The sequence below is a fragment of the Nonomuraea sp. NPDC001636 genome (assembly GCF_040298265.1).
In the GTDB taxonomy this organism is placed as follows: domain Bacteria; phylum Actinomycetota; class Actinomycetes; order Streptosporangiales; family Streptosporangiaceae; genus Nonomuraea.
The window spans coordinates 276,312-291,626 of sequence record NZ_JBEOZT010000005.1 but is presented as its reverse complement, the minus strand read 5'-3'; the positions used below and the strand labels follow the sequence as shown (position 1 = coordinate 291,626).

15 protein-coding genes are annotated in these 15,315 nt (G+C 73.4%); 9 read left to right on the top strand and 6 right to left on the bottom strand.

Going from position 1 to position 15,315, the window contains the following annotated elements; genetic code table 11:
* The first annotated feature begins 42 nt into the window (after nucleotides 1-42).
* The 9 genes from ABT158_RS13505 (at nucleotide 43) to ABT158_RS13465 (ending at nucleotide 8,797) form a co-directional block, all read left to right on the top strand.
* Complete coding sequence (locus tag ABT158_RS13505; RefSeq protein WP_352353029.1) at nucleotides 43-672, top strand: 50S ribosomal protein L25/general stress protein Ctc; 630 nt, start codon at nucleotides 43-45, stop codon at nucleotides 670-672.
* 63 nt (nucleotides 673-735) lie between these two features.
* On the top strand, nucleotides 736-1,320 hold the full coding sequence (gene pth, locus ABT158_RS13500; RefSeq protein ID WP_352353028.1) for an aminoacyl-tRNA hydrolase: 585 nt from the start codon (nucleotides 736-738) through the stop codon (nucleotides 1,318-1,320).
* A 232-nt stretch (nucleotides 1,321-1,552) separates the two neighbouring features.
* The gene (locus tag ABT158_RS13495) at nucleotides 1,553-2,929 is read left to right on the top strand and encodes a sugar transferase (RefSeq protein ID WP_352353144.1); all 1,377 of its coding nucleotides are present in this window, start codon (nucleotides 1,553-1,555) and stop codon (nucleotides 2,927-2,929) included.
* Nucleotides 2,929-3,693, top strand: coding sequence for a 3'(2'),5'-bisphosphate nucleotidase CysQ (locus tag ABT158_RS13490; protein WP_352321982.1), 765 nt, complete (start codon nucleotides 2,929-2,931; stop codon nucleotides 3,691-3,693). Before ABT158_RS13495 ends, ABT158_RS13490 begins: the two co-directional genes overlap by 1 nt.
* A gap of 18 nt (nucleotides 3,694-3,711) precedes the next feature.
* The gene (gene cysD, locus ABT158_RS13485) at nucleotides 3,712-4,626 is read left to right on the top strand and encodes a sulfate adenylyltransferase subunit CysD (RefSeq protein ID WP_352321984.1); all 915 of its coding nucleotides are present in this window, start codon (nucleotides 3,712-3,714) and stop codon (nucleotides 4,624-4,626) included.
* On the top strand, nucleotides 4,626-5,888 hold the full coding sequence (cysN, locus tag ABT158_RS13480) for a sulfate adenylyltransferase subunit CysN (protein ID WP_352353027.1): 1,263 nt from the start codon (nucleotides 4,626-4,628) through the stop codon (nucleotides 5,886-5,888). Before cysD ends, cysN begins: the two co-directional genes overlap by 1 nt.
* A gap of 139 nt (nucleotides 5,889-6,027) precedes the next feature.
* Entirely contained in the window at nucleotides 6,028-6,927 is a 900-nt protein-coding gene (locus ABT158_RS13475) for a sulfotransferase (RefSeq protein WP_352353026.1), read from the top strand.
* Nucleotides 6,924-7,808, top strand: a complete 885-nt coding sequence (locus ABT158_RS13470; protein ID WP_352353025.1) for a glycosyltransferase family 2 protein — start codon at nucleotides 6,924-6,926, stop codon at nucleotides 7,806-7,808. Before ABT158_RS13475 ends, ABT158_RS13470 begins: the two co-directional genes overlap by 4 nt.
* Entirely contained in the window at nucleotides 7,805-8,797 is a 993-nt protein-coding gene (locus ABT158_RS13465; protein WP_352353024.1) for a WecB/TagA/CpsF family glycosyltransferase, read from the top strand. The genes ABT158_RS13470 and ABT158_RS13465 overlap by 4 nt, the downstream gene beginning before the upstream one ends.
* Here the strand turns inward: ABT158_RS13465 and ABT158_RS13460 are convergent.
* From ABT158_RS13460 to ABT158_RS13435, 6 genes are read right to left on the bottom strand one after another with little or no spacing between them, the layout of a single operon-like run.
* A complete protein-coding gene (locus ABT158_RS13460; protein WP_352353023.1) occupies nucleotides 8,787-9,677 on the bottom strand; it encodes a sulfotransferase in 891 nt (296 codons plus the stop codon). The genes ABT158_RS13465 and ABT158_RS13460 overlap by 11 nt on opposite strands.
* Entirely contained in the window at nucleotides 9,674-10,927 is a 1,254-nt protein-coding gene (locus tag ABT158_RS13455; RefSeq protein WP_352353022.1) for a lipopolysaccharide biosynthesis protein, read from the bottom strand. The genes ABT158_RS13460 and ABT158_RS13455 overlap by 4 nt, the downstream gene beginning before the upstream one ends.
* Nucleotides 10,915-11,769, bottom strand: a complete 855-nt coding sequence (locus tag ABT158_RS13450) for a sulfotransferase domain-containing protein (RefSeq protein WP_352353021.1) — start codon at nucleotides 11,767-11,769, stop codon at nucleotides 10,915-10,917. Before ABT158_RS13450 ends, ABT158_RS13455 begins: the two co-directional genes overlap by 13 nt.
* Nucleotides 11,766-12,662 (bottom strand): hypothetical protein, encoded by an 897-nt coding sequence (locus tag ABT158_RS13445; protein ID WP_352353020.1) that lies wholly within the window; start codon nucleotides 12,660-12,662, stop codon nucleotides 11,766-11,768. Before ABT158_RS13445 ends, ABT158_RS13450 begins: the two co-directional genes overlap by 4 nt.
* Nucleotides 12,659-13,924, bottom strand: coding sequence for an O-antigen ligase family protein (locus ABT158_RS13440; RefSeq protein ID WP_352353019.1), 1,266 nt, complete (start codon nucleotides 13,922-13,924; stop codon nucleotides 12,659-12,661). The genes ABT158_RS13445 and ABT158_RS13440 overlap by 4 nt, the downstream gene beginning before the upstream one ends.
* Nucleotides 13,921-15,234, bottom strand: a complete 1,314-nt coding sequence (locus ABT158_RS13435) for a Wzz/FepE/Etk N-terminal domain-containing protein (protein ID WP_352353018.1) — start codon at nucleotides 15,232-15,234, stop codon at nucleotides 13,921-13,923. The genes ABT158_RS13440 and ABT158_RS13435 overlap by 4 nt, the downstream gene beginning before the upstream one ends.
* Between the last annotated feature and the right edge of the window lie 81 nt (nucleotides 15,235-15,315).

The following is a 15,315-nucleotide window of genomic DNA, read 5'->3' as shown; positions in this document are numbered from 1 at the left end:
GGAGCGCGCCACCATCCGATCTCTGCATCCCTAGGAGATGTCGTGTCTGAAGTACGTATCGCCGCCGAGCCGCGCACGGTGTTCGGCAAGGGCGCCGCCCGCAAGATCCGCCGCGCCGACAAGGTGCCCGCCGTCCTCTACGGGCACGGCATCGACCCCAAGCACCTGACCCTGCCCGGTCACGAGGTGCTGCTCGCCCTCCGCACGCCCAACGTGCTGATCCGCCTCCAGGGTGAGGGCGTCGACGAGCTGGCCTTGCCCAAGGGCGTGCAGCGCGACCCGATCAAGGGCTTCGTCGAGCACGTCGACCTGCTCCTGGTCAAGCGCGGCGAGAAGGTCACCGTCGAGATCCCGGTCACCACCACCGGCGACGTCAACTCCGAGGGCCTGCTCGACCAGCAGCTCGTCTCGGTGGCCGTCGAGGCCGAGGCCACCCACATCCCGACCGGCGTCGAGGTCGACGTCGAGGGCATGGAGGTCGGCACCGTGATCACCGCCGCGCAGCTCGACCTGCCGTCGGGCGCCACGCTGGCCGCCGACCCCGAGGCCGTGGTCCTCCACGTCATCGCCAAGCCGACCGAGGAGCCCGCCGCGGAGGCCGCCGAGGCCGCCGAGGGCGAGACCGCCGAGGCCGAGGGCGAGGGCGAGAGCGCCGAGGCTGCCGCCGAGTAAGCACGTACCGCGACGACGGGGGTGGCGCGAGGCCGCCCCCGTTCCGCTGTAAGGGGAGCGCACATGGACCGCTGGCTGATCGTCGGACTGGGCAATCCGGGGCCCGAATACGCGGGTAACAGGCACAACGCGGGCTTCATGGTGCTCGACGAGCTGGCCGCGCGGGCCGGCGGGCGCTTCAAGGCGCACAAGAGCAGGTCCGAGGTGCTGGAGACGCGGGCGGCCGTGCTGGCCAAGCCGCTGACGTACATGAACCTGTCGGGCGGTCCGGTCAAGGCGCTCGCCGACTTCTACAAGATCGGCCCCGACCGGCTGATCGTCGTCCACGACGAGCTCGACGTCCCCTACGGCGCGCTGCGCGCCAAGCTCGGCGGCGGCGACAACGGCCACAACGGGCTCAAGTCCATCACCAAGGTCCTCGCCACCCGCGACTATCTGAGGGTGCGCTTCGGCATCGGCCGGCCGCCCGGCCGCATGGACCCGGCCACCTTCGTGCTGCGCGACTTCGCCACCGTCGAGCGCAAGGATCTGCCCTTCCTCGTCGACCGGGGCGCCGACGTCGTCGAGTCGCTCATGGCCCGTGGCCTGGAAGCCACCCAGAACGACTTCCACCGGGCTGATCTCCACATTTCCGGCCCTCCGCGCTGATCGCCGCATAGAACCGTTCGCCGCCTGTCGCGCCGCACGCGCGGCTAGCATCGGTGACTGTCCGTTCGGGAACGGGCACACAGAGGCGTGCCACCGCCCGGAGCGACGGCGGGAGCGGAGCGGGGGAAGACGGCATTTGGCGACCGAGGCCGCCTCACGGAGTGAGGCAGGAGAGCCCGTGAAGTCCGGCGAGGCCCTCTCGTGGCGGGTCAGCCCGGTGACTCCGGCGTGGATGCGTTCCTACCGGTTCCGTGCCGTGGTGGGCGATCTGTGCGGGGCGGGCATCGGGTCCGCCGCCGCCTTCTGCGGCAGGTTCGGCGGGTTCACCCCATACGTGCTGCCGTACCTGCTGGTCAGTGTGGCGCTGCCGTGGGTGTGGATCTGCGCCGTCGCGCTCAACCGGGCCTACGAGCCCCGCATGATCGGCGTCGGCTCCGAGGAGTTCCGCCGCGTCGTGCACGCCGGCGTGGCGCTGACCGCGGCCACCGCGATCGGCTCGTACGTCACCAAGACCGACGTCGCCCGCGGCTACGTCGTGCTCGCGCTGCCCCTGGTCACGCTGCTCACGCTGGTCGCCCGCTACCTGCTGCGGCGCTCGCTCAACCGGCGCAGGGCGGCCGGGGCCTGCATGCGCCGGGTGGTCGCGGTCGGCCATCCGGCCTCGATCGCCGAGCTGGTCCACCTCTTCCGCAGGGAACGCCACCACGGCATGGACGTCGTGGCCGCCTGCCTGCCCTACGGCGAGCCGCCCGGGGTGCTGACCGAGGTGCCCGTCGCGGGCGACTTCGGCGACGTGCCGCTGGTCGTCGACCAGGTGCGCGCCGACACCGTGGCGGTGCTGGCCTGCCCCGAGATGGACGGCGACGCGCTGCGCCGGCTGGCCTGGCGGCTGGAGCGCACCCACACCGAGCTGGTGGTCGCCCCCGCCCTGATGGACGTCGCCGGCCCGCGCACGATGATCCGGCCGGCCGCCGGGCTGCCGCTGCTGCACGTCGAGCACCCCGAGCTGACCGGCGCCCGGCAACTGGTCAAGAACGTCTTCGACCGCGTGGTCGCCGCCGCGCTGCTGGTGCTGCTGTCGCCGCTGATGGCGACCCTGGCCGTGGCCGTGCGCGGCACGAGCCCGGGGCCCGCGCTGTTCCGCCAGACCCGCATCGGCAAAGACGGCAGGCCGTTCACGATCCTGAAGTTCCGTACCATGCGGCGCGGCTCGGAGCAGCAGAAGATCACCCTCGTCAGCGACCACGACGGCGTGCTGTTCAAGATCCGCAACGATCCGCGCGTGACGCCGCTCGGCACGCTGATGCGCCGCCACTCCCTCGACGAGCTGCCCCAGCTCATCAACGTGCTCCTCGGACACATGTCGCTCGTCGGCCCCCGCCCGCCGCTGCCGGAGGAGGTGGCGCGCTACGGTGACGACGTGCGCAGACGGCTTCTGGTGCGTCCGGGGCTGACCGGGCTGTGGCAAGTGAGCGGACGATCTGACCTATCGTGGGAGGAATCCGTCCGTCTCGACCTGCGTTACGTGGAGAACTGGTCCCTCACGCTGGACCTGCAGATCCTGTGGAAGACTTGGTCGGCCGTCGCCCGCGGGCAAGGAGCATATTGATGACGATTCGCGACGACCACGCCGTGGCCGGCGACCTGGCGACGGAGGCGGGCGAGAGGCTGCTGCAGGTCCGCGAGCGCACCGGGTTCGGCGACTCCGCCGCGCTGCGCGCGGAGGGCGACCGGGCCGCGCACGTGTTCCTCATGGAGGCGCTGGCCCGGTTGCGTCCCAGTGACAGTGTCCTGTCCGAGGAGGCTACCCGCGAGGAGCGGCTCGACCCGCGCCGGCTGGGCGCCGAGCGCGTGTGGATCGTCGATCCCCTCGACGGCACGCGCGAGTTCGCCGAGGAGGGCCGGGCCGACTGGGCCGTGCACGTCGCGCTGTGGGAGCGCGGCAAGCTGACCGCGGGCGCCGTTGCGCTGCCCGCGCAGGGCCGTACGCTGACCACCGCCGAGCCGCCCGCCCTGCCCGCCTTCGAGAAAGGCCGCTTCCGCATCGCGGTGAGCCGCACCCGTCCGCCGGAGTTCGTCCAGAAGCTGGCCTATCTGCTGGGGGCCGACCTGGTGCCGATCGGCTCGGCGGGGGCGAAGATCTCCGCGGTGCTCACCGGCGAGGTCGAGGCGTACGTGCACGCCGGCGGCCAGTACGAGTGGGACTCCGCGGCCCCCGTCGCCGTCGCGCAGGCGGCCGGGGCGTTCGCCAGCCGCGTCGACGGCTCGGAGCTGACCTACAACCAAGCCGACCCGTCACTACCGGATATCCTGGTTTCCCTACCGGAGCTGGCGACATCCCTGCTCGCCGGAATTCGGGACCTGCATCGCTAACCGCCGGAGGAAGCGCCCATGCTCCAGCGCGACTACACGACGTCGCAGCTCGACGTACTCGAAGCCGAGGCCATTCACATCATGCGCGAGGTGGCGGCGGAGTTCGAGCGGCCGTGTCTGCTCTTCTCCGGCGGCAAGGACTCGATCGTCATGCTCCGCATCGCGGAGAAGGCGTTCTGGCCCGCGGCCATCCCGTTCCCGCTGATGCACGTCGACACCGGGCACAACTTCGACGAGGTCATCGAGTTCCGCGACCGCCGTTCCGAGGAGCTGGGCGCGCGCCTGATCGTGGCCAGCGTGCAGGAGTCGATCGACAGCGGCCGGGTGGTCGAGGAGACCGGCCGGCGCGCCTCGCGCAACCGCCTGCAGACCACCACGCTGCTCGACGCGATCGAGGAGCACGAGTTCGACGCGGTCTTCGGCGGCGCCAGGCGCGACGAGGAGAAGGCCCGCGCCAAGGAGCGCGTGTTCTCCTTCCGCGACGACTTCGGCCAGTGGGACCCGAAGAACCAGCGCCCCGAGCTGTGGAACCTCTACAACTCCCGCATCCGCAAGGGCGAGCACATCCGGGTCTTCCCGCTGTCCAACTGGACCGAGCTCGACATCTGGGACTACATCCGGCGTGAGGGCATCGAGATCCCCTCGATCTACTTCTCGCACACCCGCAAGGTGTTCGAGCGCGACGGCATGCTGCTGCCCGACTCCGACGTCGTGTCCCGCGGCGACGACGAGCCGCTGTTCGAGGCCGTCGTGCGCTACCGCACGGTCGGTGACATGACCTGCACCGGCGCCGTGCAGTCCACGGCCGCCACGGTCGAGGAGATCATCGAGGAGATCGCGGCCACCCGGATCACCGAGCGGGGGGCCACCAGGGCCGACGACCGCTCGTCCGAGGCCGCCATGGAGGACCGCAAGCGAGAGGGCTACTTCTGATGGACATTCTTCGCTTTGCCACCGCGGGAAGCGTCGACGACGGCAAGTCCACCCTCATCGGACGGTTGCTCTTCGACTCCAAGGCCATCTTCGAGGACCAGCTCGAAGCGGTCGAGCGCACCTCCCGCGACCGCGGCACCGAGTACACCGACCTGTCGCTGCTGACCGACGGCCTGCGGGCCGAGCGCGAGCAGGGCATCACGATCGACGTGGCCTACCGCTACTTCGCCACGCCCAAGCGCAAGTTCATCATCGCCGACACACCCGGGCACATCCAGTACACCAGGAACATGGTCACCGGCGCCTCCACGGCCGACCTGGCGATCATCCTCATCGACGCGCGCAAGGGCGTGCTGGAGCAGTCGCGCCGGCACGCGTTCCTCACCTCCCTGCTGCGCGTGCCGCACCTGGTGCTGGCCGTGAACAAGATGGACCTGGTCGACTATTCGCAGGAGCGGTTCGAGGAGATCCGGGAGGAGTTCACCTCCTTCGCCTCCAAGCTCAACGTGAGCGACCTGACGTTCATCCCGATCTCCGCGCTCAACGGCGACAACGTCGTCTCGCGGTCGGAGAACATGCCCTGGTACCTCGGCACGTCCCTGCTCCACCACCTGGAGAACGTGCACATCGCCTCCGACCGCAACCTGGTCGACGTGCGCTTCCCCGTCCAGTACGTGATCCGTCCGCAGAAGGCCACCGACCACGCCTTCCACGACTACCGCGGCTACGCGGGCCAGGTCGCGGGCGGGGTGCTCAAGCCGGGCGACGAGGTGACCCACCTGCCGTCCGGGCTGAACACGCGGATCGCCTCGATCGACACGTTCGACGGGCCGGTGGAGGAGGCGTTCCCGCCCATGTCGGTCACGCTGCGCTTCGAGGACGACCTCGACATCTCGCGCGGCGACATGATCGCCAGGCCCAACAACCAGCCGCACGCGGCCCAGGAGCTGGAGGCCATGGTCTGCTGGATGGCCGACGGCCTCAAGCTGGCCCCGCGCACCAAGCTGACGATCAAGCACACCACCCGTACGGCGCGGGCGCTGGTGCGCGACCTGCACTACCGGCTCGACGTCAACACGTTGCACCGGGACGAGGAGGCCACCGCCCTCGGCCTGAACGAGATCGGCCGGGTCTCGCTGCGGGTCACCCAGCCGCTGTTCGTCGACGACTACGCCCGCAACCGGCTGACCGGCGGCTTCATCCTCGTGGACGAGGCCACCAACGGCACGGTCGGCGCAGGCATGATCATCGACGCCAGCTGAGCGTCCGCGAACGGCCCGGCGACACTCCGCCGGGCCGTTCGCCGTTTCGGTAGATCTTTGCGAGGTTTCCTGACCATCTGATTACCCTCCGCGCTAGGGTCGTCGCGTTCCGTGTTGGCGACGTGAAGGCCCTCCCCCTGTGACCGACCACGCATCCGCCACCCGAGTGATCTTCCTCGGTGGCCTCGGCCGTAGTGGCACCACTCTGCTGGAGCGGCTGCTCGCCGAGCTGCCCGGCGTCGTGGCGCTCGGCGAAGTGGTCCACCTGTGGTCGAGGGGCGTGCTGGCCGGAGAGCCGTGCGGCTGCGGCGCCGCCTTCGCCGCCTGCGACTTCTGGCGGCAGGTCGGCCGGGCGGCGTTCGGCGGATGGCGGCCGTCGGTGGCCGAACGGGTGCTCACGTTGCGGCAGCGGGTCGATCGCACCCACCGGATGGGGCGCATCGCGCATCCCGACCTGGCCGAGTACGCGCGGGCCTACCGGAGGGTCTACGAGGCGACCGGCGCGCCCGTCGTGATCGACTCCAGCAAGCACGCCTCCCTCGCCCACTGCCTGGTCGCGGCCGGCATGGACGTACGCGTCGTGCACGTCGTCCGGGATCCGCGGGCGGTGGCCCACTCCTGGCGCAGGACCGTCGAGCGGCCCGAGGACGGGCGTCCCATGACCCGCTGGGGGCCGCTGCGCACCTCCCTCCACTGGACGGCCCAGAACGCCGGTCTTGAGCTCCTCGCCCGCCAGGGGGCCCTCGTGACCCGGGTGCGCTACGAAGACCTGGTCGCCGACCCGGAGCCCACGCTGACCGCGCTGGCCGGCTTCCTCGGGCTCGACGTTCCCGGCCTGCCGTTCCTGGAGGGCACGACCGCGCGGCTGGGGCCCGCGCACACCGCGTCCGGCAATCCGATGCGGTTCCAGGTCGGGGGGGTCCGGCTGCGGTGCGACGACTCGTGGCGCTCGGGGCTGCCCGTCCGCGACCGGCGGCTGGTCGCCGCGCTCACCTGGCCTCTCCGCGTCCGGTACGGCTACCGGGAGGTCGCCGCGTGAGCGCGCCGCCGTCCGTGGGGGTGGTGATCCCGACCTGCGGCGACCGGCCCGAGCTGCTGCGCGAGGCCGTGGCGGCGGTGCTGGCCCAGGACTACCCGGGGCGGCTGGCCGTGGTCGTGGTCGACGACGGCGGGCGCGGCTGCCCGGGGCCGGAGCTGGGCGTGCCGGTCCTGGCCAACCGGCGTGCCCCTGGGCTGCCGGGGGCGCGCAACACCGGCATCGCGGCCCTCGACACCGACCTCGTCGCCTTCTGCGACGACGACGACCTGTGGCTGCCGGGCAAGCTCGCCGCCCAGGCGCGGGCGCTGGCCGTGACCGGGGGCGAGTTCGCGAGCTGCGCCATCGAGGTCGAGCACGGGCGGCGCCGCGTGGCCAGGCTCGCGGGCGCCAACACGGTGACCGCGGCCGATCTCCTGCGGTCGCGCATGGTGATGGTGCACTCCTCGACGTTCCTGTTCCGGCGCGGGGCCCTGTGGGCCGACGAGAGCGCCCCCGGGGGCCAGAACGAGGACTGGGACCTGGCCCTGCGCGCGGCCCGGCGGCGGCCGATCACGCACGTCGACCGGCCGCTCGTCCGCGTGCGGTGGGGTTCGTCCTACTACGCGGCCCGCTGGGCGGACCGGATCGCCGGGCTCGACTGGATGCTCGACCGCCATCCCGAGCTGGCCGCCGACCGGCGCGGCGCGGCGCGGGTCTACGGCCAGCTCGCCTTCGCGTACGCGACGCTCGGGCGGCGGCGCGCGGCGGTCCGGTGGGCGGTGCGCGCGTTCGGGGCGCGGCCGGGCGAGCCGCGGGCGCCGATCGCGCTGGCCGTCGCGGCGGGGATCGTCCCGGCCGCGACCGTGCTGGGGCTGCTGCACGGACGGGGGCACGGCATATGACCCCGCCCAGGACCCGCATCCCCGCCGTCCCCGGCCAGCGCCCGTCCGCCCCGAACCCCGCCTCGGACTTCCCGCCCGCCCGCGGCCATGCCGCCGAGGCCGCGCGGGCCCGCGCAGCCGCGCCCGTGGCCGGGCGCATTCGTGGCGCCGAGCCCGCGGTTGCCCGCACCCTCCCCTCCGAGCGCCCGGCGGGTCGCGGGTCCGCCGAGGCCGGGCGTCGAGGACGGGCGGGGGAGCGCGTCCGGGTGGGCGGCGTCGGGCTGGACGTCGTCACCGAGGCCGACGTGGTGCGCTGGGTGGCGGCCGAGGCCGCGGCCGGGCGGGGCGGCCGCATCGTGACGCCCAACGTCGACATCTGCCGGGCCGTCGCCCGCGACCCCGCCCTCCAGGAGCTCGTGGGCTCGGCCGAGATCGTGGTGGCCGACGGCATGCCGCTGGTGTGGGCGGCCAGGCTGCTCGGCACCCCGCTGCCCGAACGGGTCACCGGGGCCGACCTGATCTGGTCGCTCAGCGAGCTGGCCGCGGCCCGCAACTGGCCGGTGTACCTGCTCGGCGGGCCGCCCGGCGTGGCCGAGCTGGCCGCCGACGAGCTCAGGAGCTGCCGTCCCGGGCTGAAGGTGGCGGGGGTGCACGCGCCGCCGTACCACTTCGACGACACGGCGGAGGGCAGGGAGCGGGTGCGGCGCCGGGTGGTCGCGGCGCGGCCCCGCCTGGTGTTCGTCGGGCTGGGCTTCCCCCGGCAGGATCTGCTCATCGCCGAGCTGCGCGAGGAGCTGCCGCAGGCGTGGTTCGTGGGCTGCGGGGCGGCCATCGCCTTCGCCGCCGGCACGGTCCAGCGGGCGCCGCGCTGGATGCGGCGGGCCGGGCTGGAGTGGGCGTTCCGGCTGATGAGCGAGCCCGGCCGGCTGGCGCGGCGCTACCTCGTGGACGACCTCCCCTTCGCGGTACGCCTGCTCGCCGGCTGCCTGCTGACCAGGCTCAGGCGGTGAGAGCCCGGACCCGGGCCGCCTCCGCCGGGGTGAGCCCCCGGGCCGCCGTGGCCAGCGCGTGACGGGAGTCCATCGGACGGAAGGCCGTACGGGACAACCCCGACCAGGCGAACGCCGGCGACCGGCGGGACGGCGTGGTGCAGGCCCGGACGATCCGGCGTTCGGCGGACGGTGACCACGGCAGCCCCGCATGGGCGTAGAGACGCCGGAAACCGGCGACCGGATCCTCGGCCAGCGACTCGTACGAGGCGACCAGGACGCCGGTCGTGGCGGCCAGCACCGACCGCGCGGCCCGCCACAGGGCGGCGGTCGTGGCCAGATCGTCGGCGGAGCCGAGCAGCCGATGCAGGCCCAGCAGCCCGGGATGGTCGCGGACGAGCAGCGGCTGGCCGAGCAGGTCGCCGACGTCGAACCGCCACCCCAGCCGGCGCCAGCTCGCCACGAACGACACCGGTTCGCGGACGAGGACGATGACCGCGCACCCCAGCCGCCGGGCGAACCAATCCGCCGACAACACCGCGAACGGGTCGTCGAGCAGCGCCCGGCGCCCGGCCAGGCGGCCGAACGCGAACGCGGTGCCGTAGCGCGCCAGACGGGCCAGGTCGTAGGGGGAGCGGTTGGCGCGCAGCTCGGCGAGCCAGTGGTAGCGCAGGGCGACCGTGTCGCGGAAGGCGGGCAGGAAGTCGGCGGCGTTGTCGTCGCAGATGTACTGGAACCGGTGGGCGACCTCGGCCCGCAGCACGCCGGGGCAGCGGCCGGGCGGGTGCTGCGGGTTGAGCGGCTCGTTGACGTAGACCAGGCCGCCCCCGGCGGTGAGCATCTTGCCGGCCCAGCTCGTGCCGCTCCTCGGCAGGCCGGTGACCAGGACGGGCGCGCTCACGCGGCCGCCGCCCAGGTGCGCGGGCGCAGGGCGGGCAGGGTGTGGCGGCCGAACGGGCGCAGGCCGTAGCGGTGGTGGAGCTGCCACAACGGCAGCAGGTTCTTCACGATCACCCCGCCCGACCAGCCGACGACCGCGCCGAACGCCCCTTGCGAGGGGATCAGGGCCAGGTCGAGCACGACCGTGCAGGCGACCGCGGCCAGCAGGTTGAGCAGGCTGGCCAGGGTGTGGCCGGCGGCGGTCAGGACGACGTCGACCATGCCGCAGGCGGAGGCCACCAGCATGGTCCCGGCCAGGACCAGGGCGATGGGGGCGGCGGCGCCGTACGCGGGGCCGAAGACGCGCAGCAGCCACGGCGCGAGGACGGCGTAGCCCAGCCACACCGGCCAGGTCAGCAGCACCAGCCAGATCGTGGTGGCCTGGTACAGCTCGCGCGCCCGGCCGAGCTCCCCGTCGGCGAGCGCCCGGACCAGCCGCTCCTGCACGGCCTGCGCCAGCCCCTGGTTGGCGAGCTGCCCGACGACCCGGAACCGGGTGGCGGCGGTGTAGACGGCGGCCTGGGCCGGCCCGCCGAGCAGGGCGACGACCACGATGTCCAGCCGCTGGAACACCGCCTGGATGGCGCCCGCGGCGGACCGCGGCGCGGTGTACCGCCACAGGTCACGCCCGGTCCCCGGCAGGTACGGCGTGCGCGGCGCCCGTCCGCGCAGGTCGGCGAGGGCCAGGACGAGCAGCGGCAGGAAGGGCAGCGCCCAGGCCGCCGGCAGCCACTGCGGCGCGTGCGCGAGCGCCGCCCAGGTGACGAGCACGAGCTGCGCGGCGGGCAGCAGCACGCCGTCCAGCAGCACGGTGGGCCGCATCGAGCCGAACCCGCGGGTGGCGGCCAGCGCGATGTCGCCGAGCACGATGACCGGCAGCGCCCAGGCCAGCAGCCCGATGCGCGGCTCCAGCAGCACCCCGGCCGCGCAGGCGGCCAGCGCGCACGGCACCATGGCCGCCCGGAAATAGCCGGAGATACCGCGATAGCCGTACGTCCTGGCCCGCGCGATGAAGTACACCAGGCCGTTGCCGGCGTCCAGTTTGGCGATGCCGGCCGCCATCAGGGCCAGGGCCGTCACGCTGAAGAACGCCCCCGCCTGCGCCGGGCTGAACGCCCTGGTCACCACCACGGCCATCAGGAACTGCGCCAGCGCGCTCACGCCGGCCCCGGTCAGCCCGGCGATCCCGCGCCGGACCATCACCGGCGCCACGACGGCTCACCGCCCAGCCAGCGCGTCAGCCGCGCGTCGTAGGGCTCGAAATGGTCCCTGAGCGCCTGTTCCAGCACCTGGGGCACGGGCCGGGGCAGCGGTCGGCCGTTGTGCCGCTCGAACGCCGGATAGCCCAGGTGCGGCACCGTCAGGAACTCCAGCACGCGGTCGTAGGCGGTCTCGGGCTCGGCGAAGAACCGATGGCTGTCGAGCACCAGGATCCGGTCGCGGCCGAAGAGCGGTTCGAGGCGGTCGAGCTGGTCGGCGTACCGGCCGCGGGCCAGGTAGGCGTGGTGGCGGTGGGAGTGGTGCTCGGAGAACGGCGACACGCGCAGGCTCTCCTCGGCCCCGGCCAGCCGCTCGGCCTCCAGCTCAAGGGCGGATTCGAGGTGCGACTCGGACTCGAAGCCCCTGGCCAGCTCGTGGGCGTGGGCCGAACAGGCCCGCTCGACCGGGTCGCGGACCAGGACGATCAGCTTGACCCCGGGCAGGTCGGCGGCGATCCGCTCACCGGCCAGCGGATGGAACAGGTAGTAGGGGGACGACTCGAACGCCTGGGTGCGGCCGCCGTACCGGTGGGCCAGCAGCGCCGCGCCCGCCCGCAGCGGGAAGTGCGCCTGGTACCAGGTCATCGGCCGGTGGTAGCCGACGTCGAAGTAGTGGACCCCCTTGTGCAGGACGGGCTTGAGCAGCAGCGGGTGCTGGGCCAGCGCCCGGTAGAGCGAGGTCGTGCCGCACCGCTGCGCCCCCACGATCAGGAACGACGGCAGCACCCGCGCGCCCGACGTGAACCGGCCCGCCAGGCGCGAGAAGGACAACACCGGCCGCTTCATCGTCCTCATGGCAGCAGCTCCTCGTGGTCGACGGCCGGGTTGAGCCAGGTCTCGGGCGGCCCGAGCGGGCAGTGGCCGTCGGCGGCGTGCCGGTCGGCCAGCACGATGAGGTAGCGCAGCGCCGTCCGCCTGGCCTCGGCCGACGACAGGCCGAGCGGGGCCAGCTCGCGGGGCGCCCTGGCCACGCAGGCGCGGGCCGCCGTGGGCGGGTCCATCCTGCGCAGGGCGCGCTGGAAGAGGTGGTGGGCGGCGTCGAGGCCGTAGGGGACGCCGGTCTCGTACCGCTCCCAGTCCCAGACGAGCAGCCGGCCGTCGGCGGAGGGGCAGATGTTCCACGGGGACAGGTCGCCGTGCCAGGCCGGGACCGGGCCGCCGGTGGCGGCGATCTCCATGATGGCGGCGTTCAGCAGGGCCGGCGGCACCCGGCCGCGCCGTACCGGCAGCGGCGAGAGCGCCAGCACGGGCAGGCCGCGCCACTCGCCGTGGTGCAGCACGTCGGGCACGACGACGGTCTTCAGCGGCGCCGCGGCCAGCCCGCGCAGCGCGGCCGCCTCGCGGCCGACCAGCTCGCGGGCGAGCGGGCTGTCGCCGACCTTCACGTACGCCAGCAGCCGCCCCCCGGTACGGGCCTCCAGGACGGGCTTGCGGTTGGGCCGCAACGCCGGACGCACGTGGAGCACGACCTCCACGGGCGCGTCGAAGACCTCGCCCAGATAGGCCGCGACCGACCCCTCCAGCGGCACGGTGACCGCGCCCCCCACGTGCCACCAGCGCCGCGGGGCCAGCCGGCGGGGCAGCACCCGGTGCGGCAGCACCGAGTACGGCCGCGGCGACCCGGTACCGGGGAACAGCAGGCGCACGGTCTCGCGGAGGTATCCGAGCCGCGCGGAGGCGTCCTTCATGCGTTTCTCCACAGCAGGGCGAACGAGATGAGATAGAGGCTCAGCGGCGTCACCAGGCCGTCGTAGACGAACATGTAGAGCAGCACGAGACCCATCACCAGCACCCCGGCCAGCCCGATCGGGGAGCGGTCGGCCCAGTGGCGGCGGATGGCGCCGAGGAAGAAGGCCACGTAGAGTGCGGCCCCGGTGAACCCCTGGGTGATCAGCAGCAGCCAGAGCTGCCCGTCGCTGCCGAGCGGCGGGTGCCCGCAGGCCGCGCACCACTGGGTCTTGCCCGTGGTGATCGAGCGGTGGTTGCCGAGCGAGTTGCGGGTGTTGCCGTAGCCGATGACCGGCGAGTGGCGGGCCGCGGCGACCGTGGCGGTCATCGTGAAGGCCCTGACGTCGTTGGAGTGCGGTTTGTCCAGCCGCTGGGCGAACACCGAGGCCAGCGGGCTGAGCGCGAACGCCACCAGCCCGGCGGCCACCGCCCCGCACAGCACGACCCTGGTCCGGCCCGCCACCCGCACGATCAGGTACGCCACGGCCAGCCCGAGCCCGATCCACAGGCCGCGGTTGAGCGAGTACACGACCGGGACCGCGGCCAGGGCGATCACCAGCACCGCCAGCACCCGGCGCCATCGCCCGCCGTACGTCCACCAGCCGACGACGAACCAGATCAGCAGCACCGACGCGTTGCTGCCCCACGCGTTGGCCCACTCGAAGGGCGCCTCCGGCCTGGGGGAGGAGTAGCCGAGCACCTTCTGGGTCTGGGCGGCCGTGGGATGGATGAGGTTCTGGACGAAGGAGTTCTCGCTGATCCAGCCGGGCAGCAGCAGCTCGACCGGCGAGGTGAAGGCGAAGTGCGGGACCAGGACGCCGAGCAGGCCGCCGGCGACCGTGGTCAGGAACAGCACGCCGAGCCAGCGCACCAGGCGCAGCTGCGGCAGCTCGCGCTCGGTCAGGTTGCCCAGGTAGAGCACCATGACCAGGACGGCCACGTACAGGGCCAGGCGCATGGCCCAGCCGATCAGGCGGCCGGCGCTGAACCCGCCGTACGTGCCGGGCGGCAGCTCGTCCAGCATCATCACGCTCAGCAGGTAGCCGGCCAGCAGCAGCAGCCACAGGCCGAACCCGTGGGGGACCCGGACCGGCCGCCGCCGCCACAGGATCACCGCCATCGGCACGGCCAGGACGATCACCGACAGGCCGCCGAACCCCAGCGCCCACCAGATCGGGTAGCCGAGCAGGAGCGCCGCGATCGGCCAGGCTGGTCCTGTCACGGCTGCTTGCGCTGCCGGTGGTGGAACGACTGCATGGGCGTGGTCTCGGCAGCCAGGCTCACCTCCAGCTCGCCGGTGGCGACGAGCTTGCCGAGCGAGGTGTGGGTGCGCGGCTCCAGCAGCGGGACGAACTCCGGCACCGCGTCGGTCGCCGTCACCACGCCGACGACCGGCACGTCGTGCCGCTCCAGATGGCGGGCGGCCGCCGTCACCTCCGAAGAGGTGACCCGGCCCAGCCCGACCAGCAGCAGCGCCGCGTCGGCCCGCGCCAGGTCGCGGACGTCGGAGCCGTCGAGCACCGACAGCGGCGCGCTGATGGCCAGCGGCTCGGCCAGTGAGGAGGCGTAGAGGTCGGCCGGCAGCGACCGGACCAGCAGCCGCTTGCCGGGGCAGGCCGCGACCACGGCGCAGGCCAGCTCGTGCAGCACGCCGTGCTCGCGGGAGGCGGACAGGTCGGTCAGCACGGGCAGCCCGGTCAGCCGCTCGACGTCGGCGGCCGTGCGCAGCCGGGTGTCGAGCCGGTCGCGGGCGTAGGCCGCCGCAGCGCCGAGCAGCAGGCCGGCCATCAGGCCGGTGCCGAGGTAGAGCGGCAGGCTGGGGGAGCTCGGCCGGGTCGGCGGCAGCGCCTCGCTGATGACCGAGCCGGGGGTCACCGCGACCGTGCGCAGCGCGTCGTACTTGAGCGTCAGGCTGGCGAGCTGCCGGTTGAGCACGCTCTGGCGCTGGGTGGCGATGGTGTGCTCGGCGCTGCCCTTGGGCAGGCGGCCGACCTCTTTGATGGCCGCGTCGAGGCCGGTGTTGACCTGCTTGAGCTTGGCCAGCACCGCCTGCTGCCGCTCGGCCATCGCGGCCTGCGCGCTCTCGCGCCTGTTGGCCAGGTAGGCGTCGGCGTAGGCCCGGGACTGCGCGGCGGCGGCGACGGGGTCGGCGTCGGTCACCGAGACCCACAACACGGCCGAGTTGGGCGGGACGGAGACCTCGACCGGCTGCGGCGCGGTGATCCGCAGGGCCTGGGCGACCCGCGCCGAGACGACCGCCGACTGGGCGATCTGGGCCTCGGTGTCGAGGTTGAGCGGCTCGCGCTGCCGGTTGCTCACCTGGTTGCCCTGGTCTTGACCGTCGACGGGGGTGACCAGGACCTGGGTGATCGCGGTGTAGGCCGGCGGGGTGGCCCGCAGCAGGGCGAGCCCGGCGGTGCCGCCGACCACGACGCAACCGACGAGCAGCAGCCACCGCCTGCGCAGCAGGGAGAGGTGCTCGTCCAGGTCGGCGCCCGGACGGCGCGCCTGGAAGTCCGGCGACGGGCTCATGGGGACGGTCTCCTGGAGGGGATGCGCGCTGTCGCGGGTGGGCAACGCTGCGTCACTCGGCGCAGTGTGCGCCCACTATAG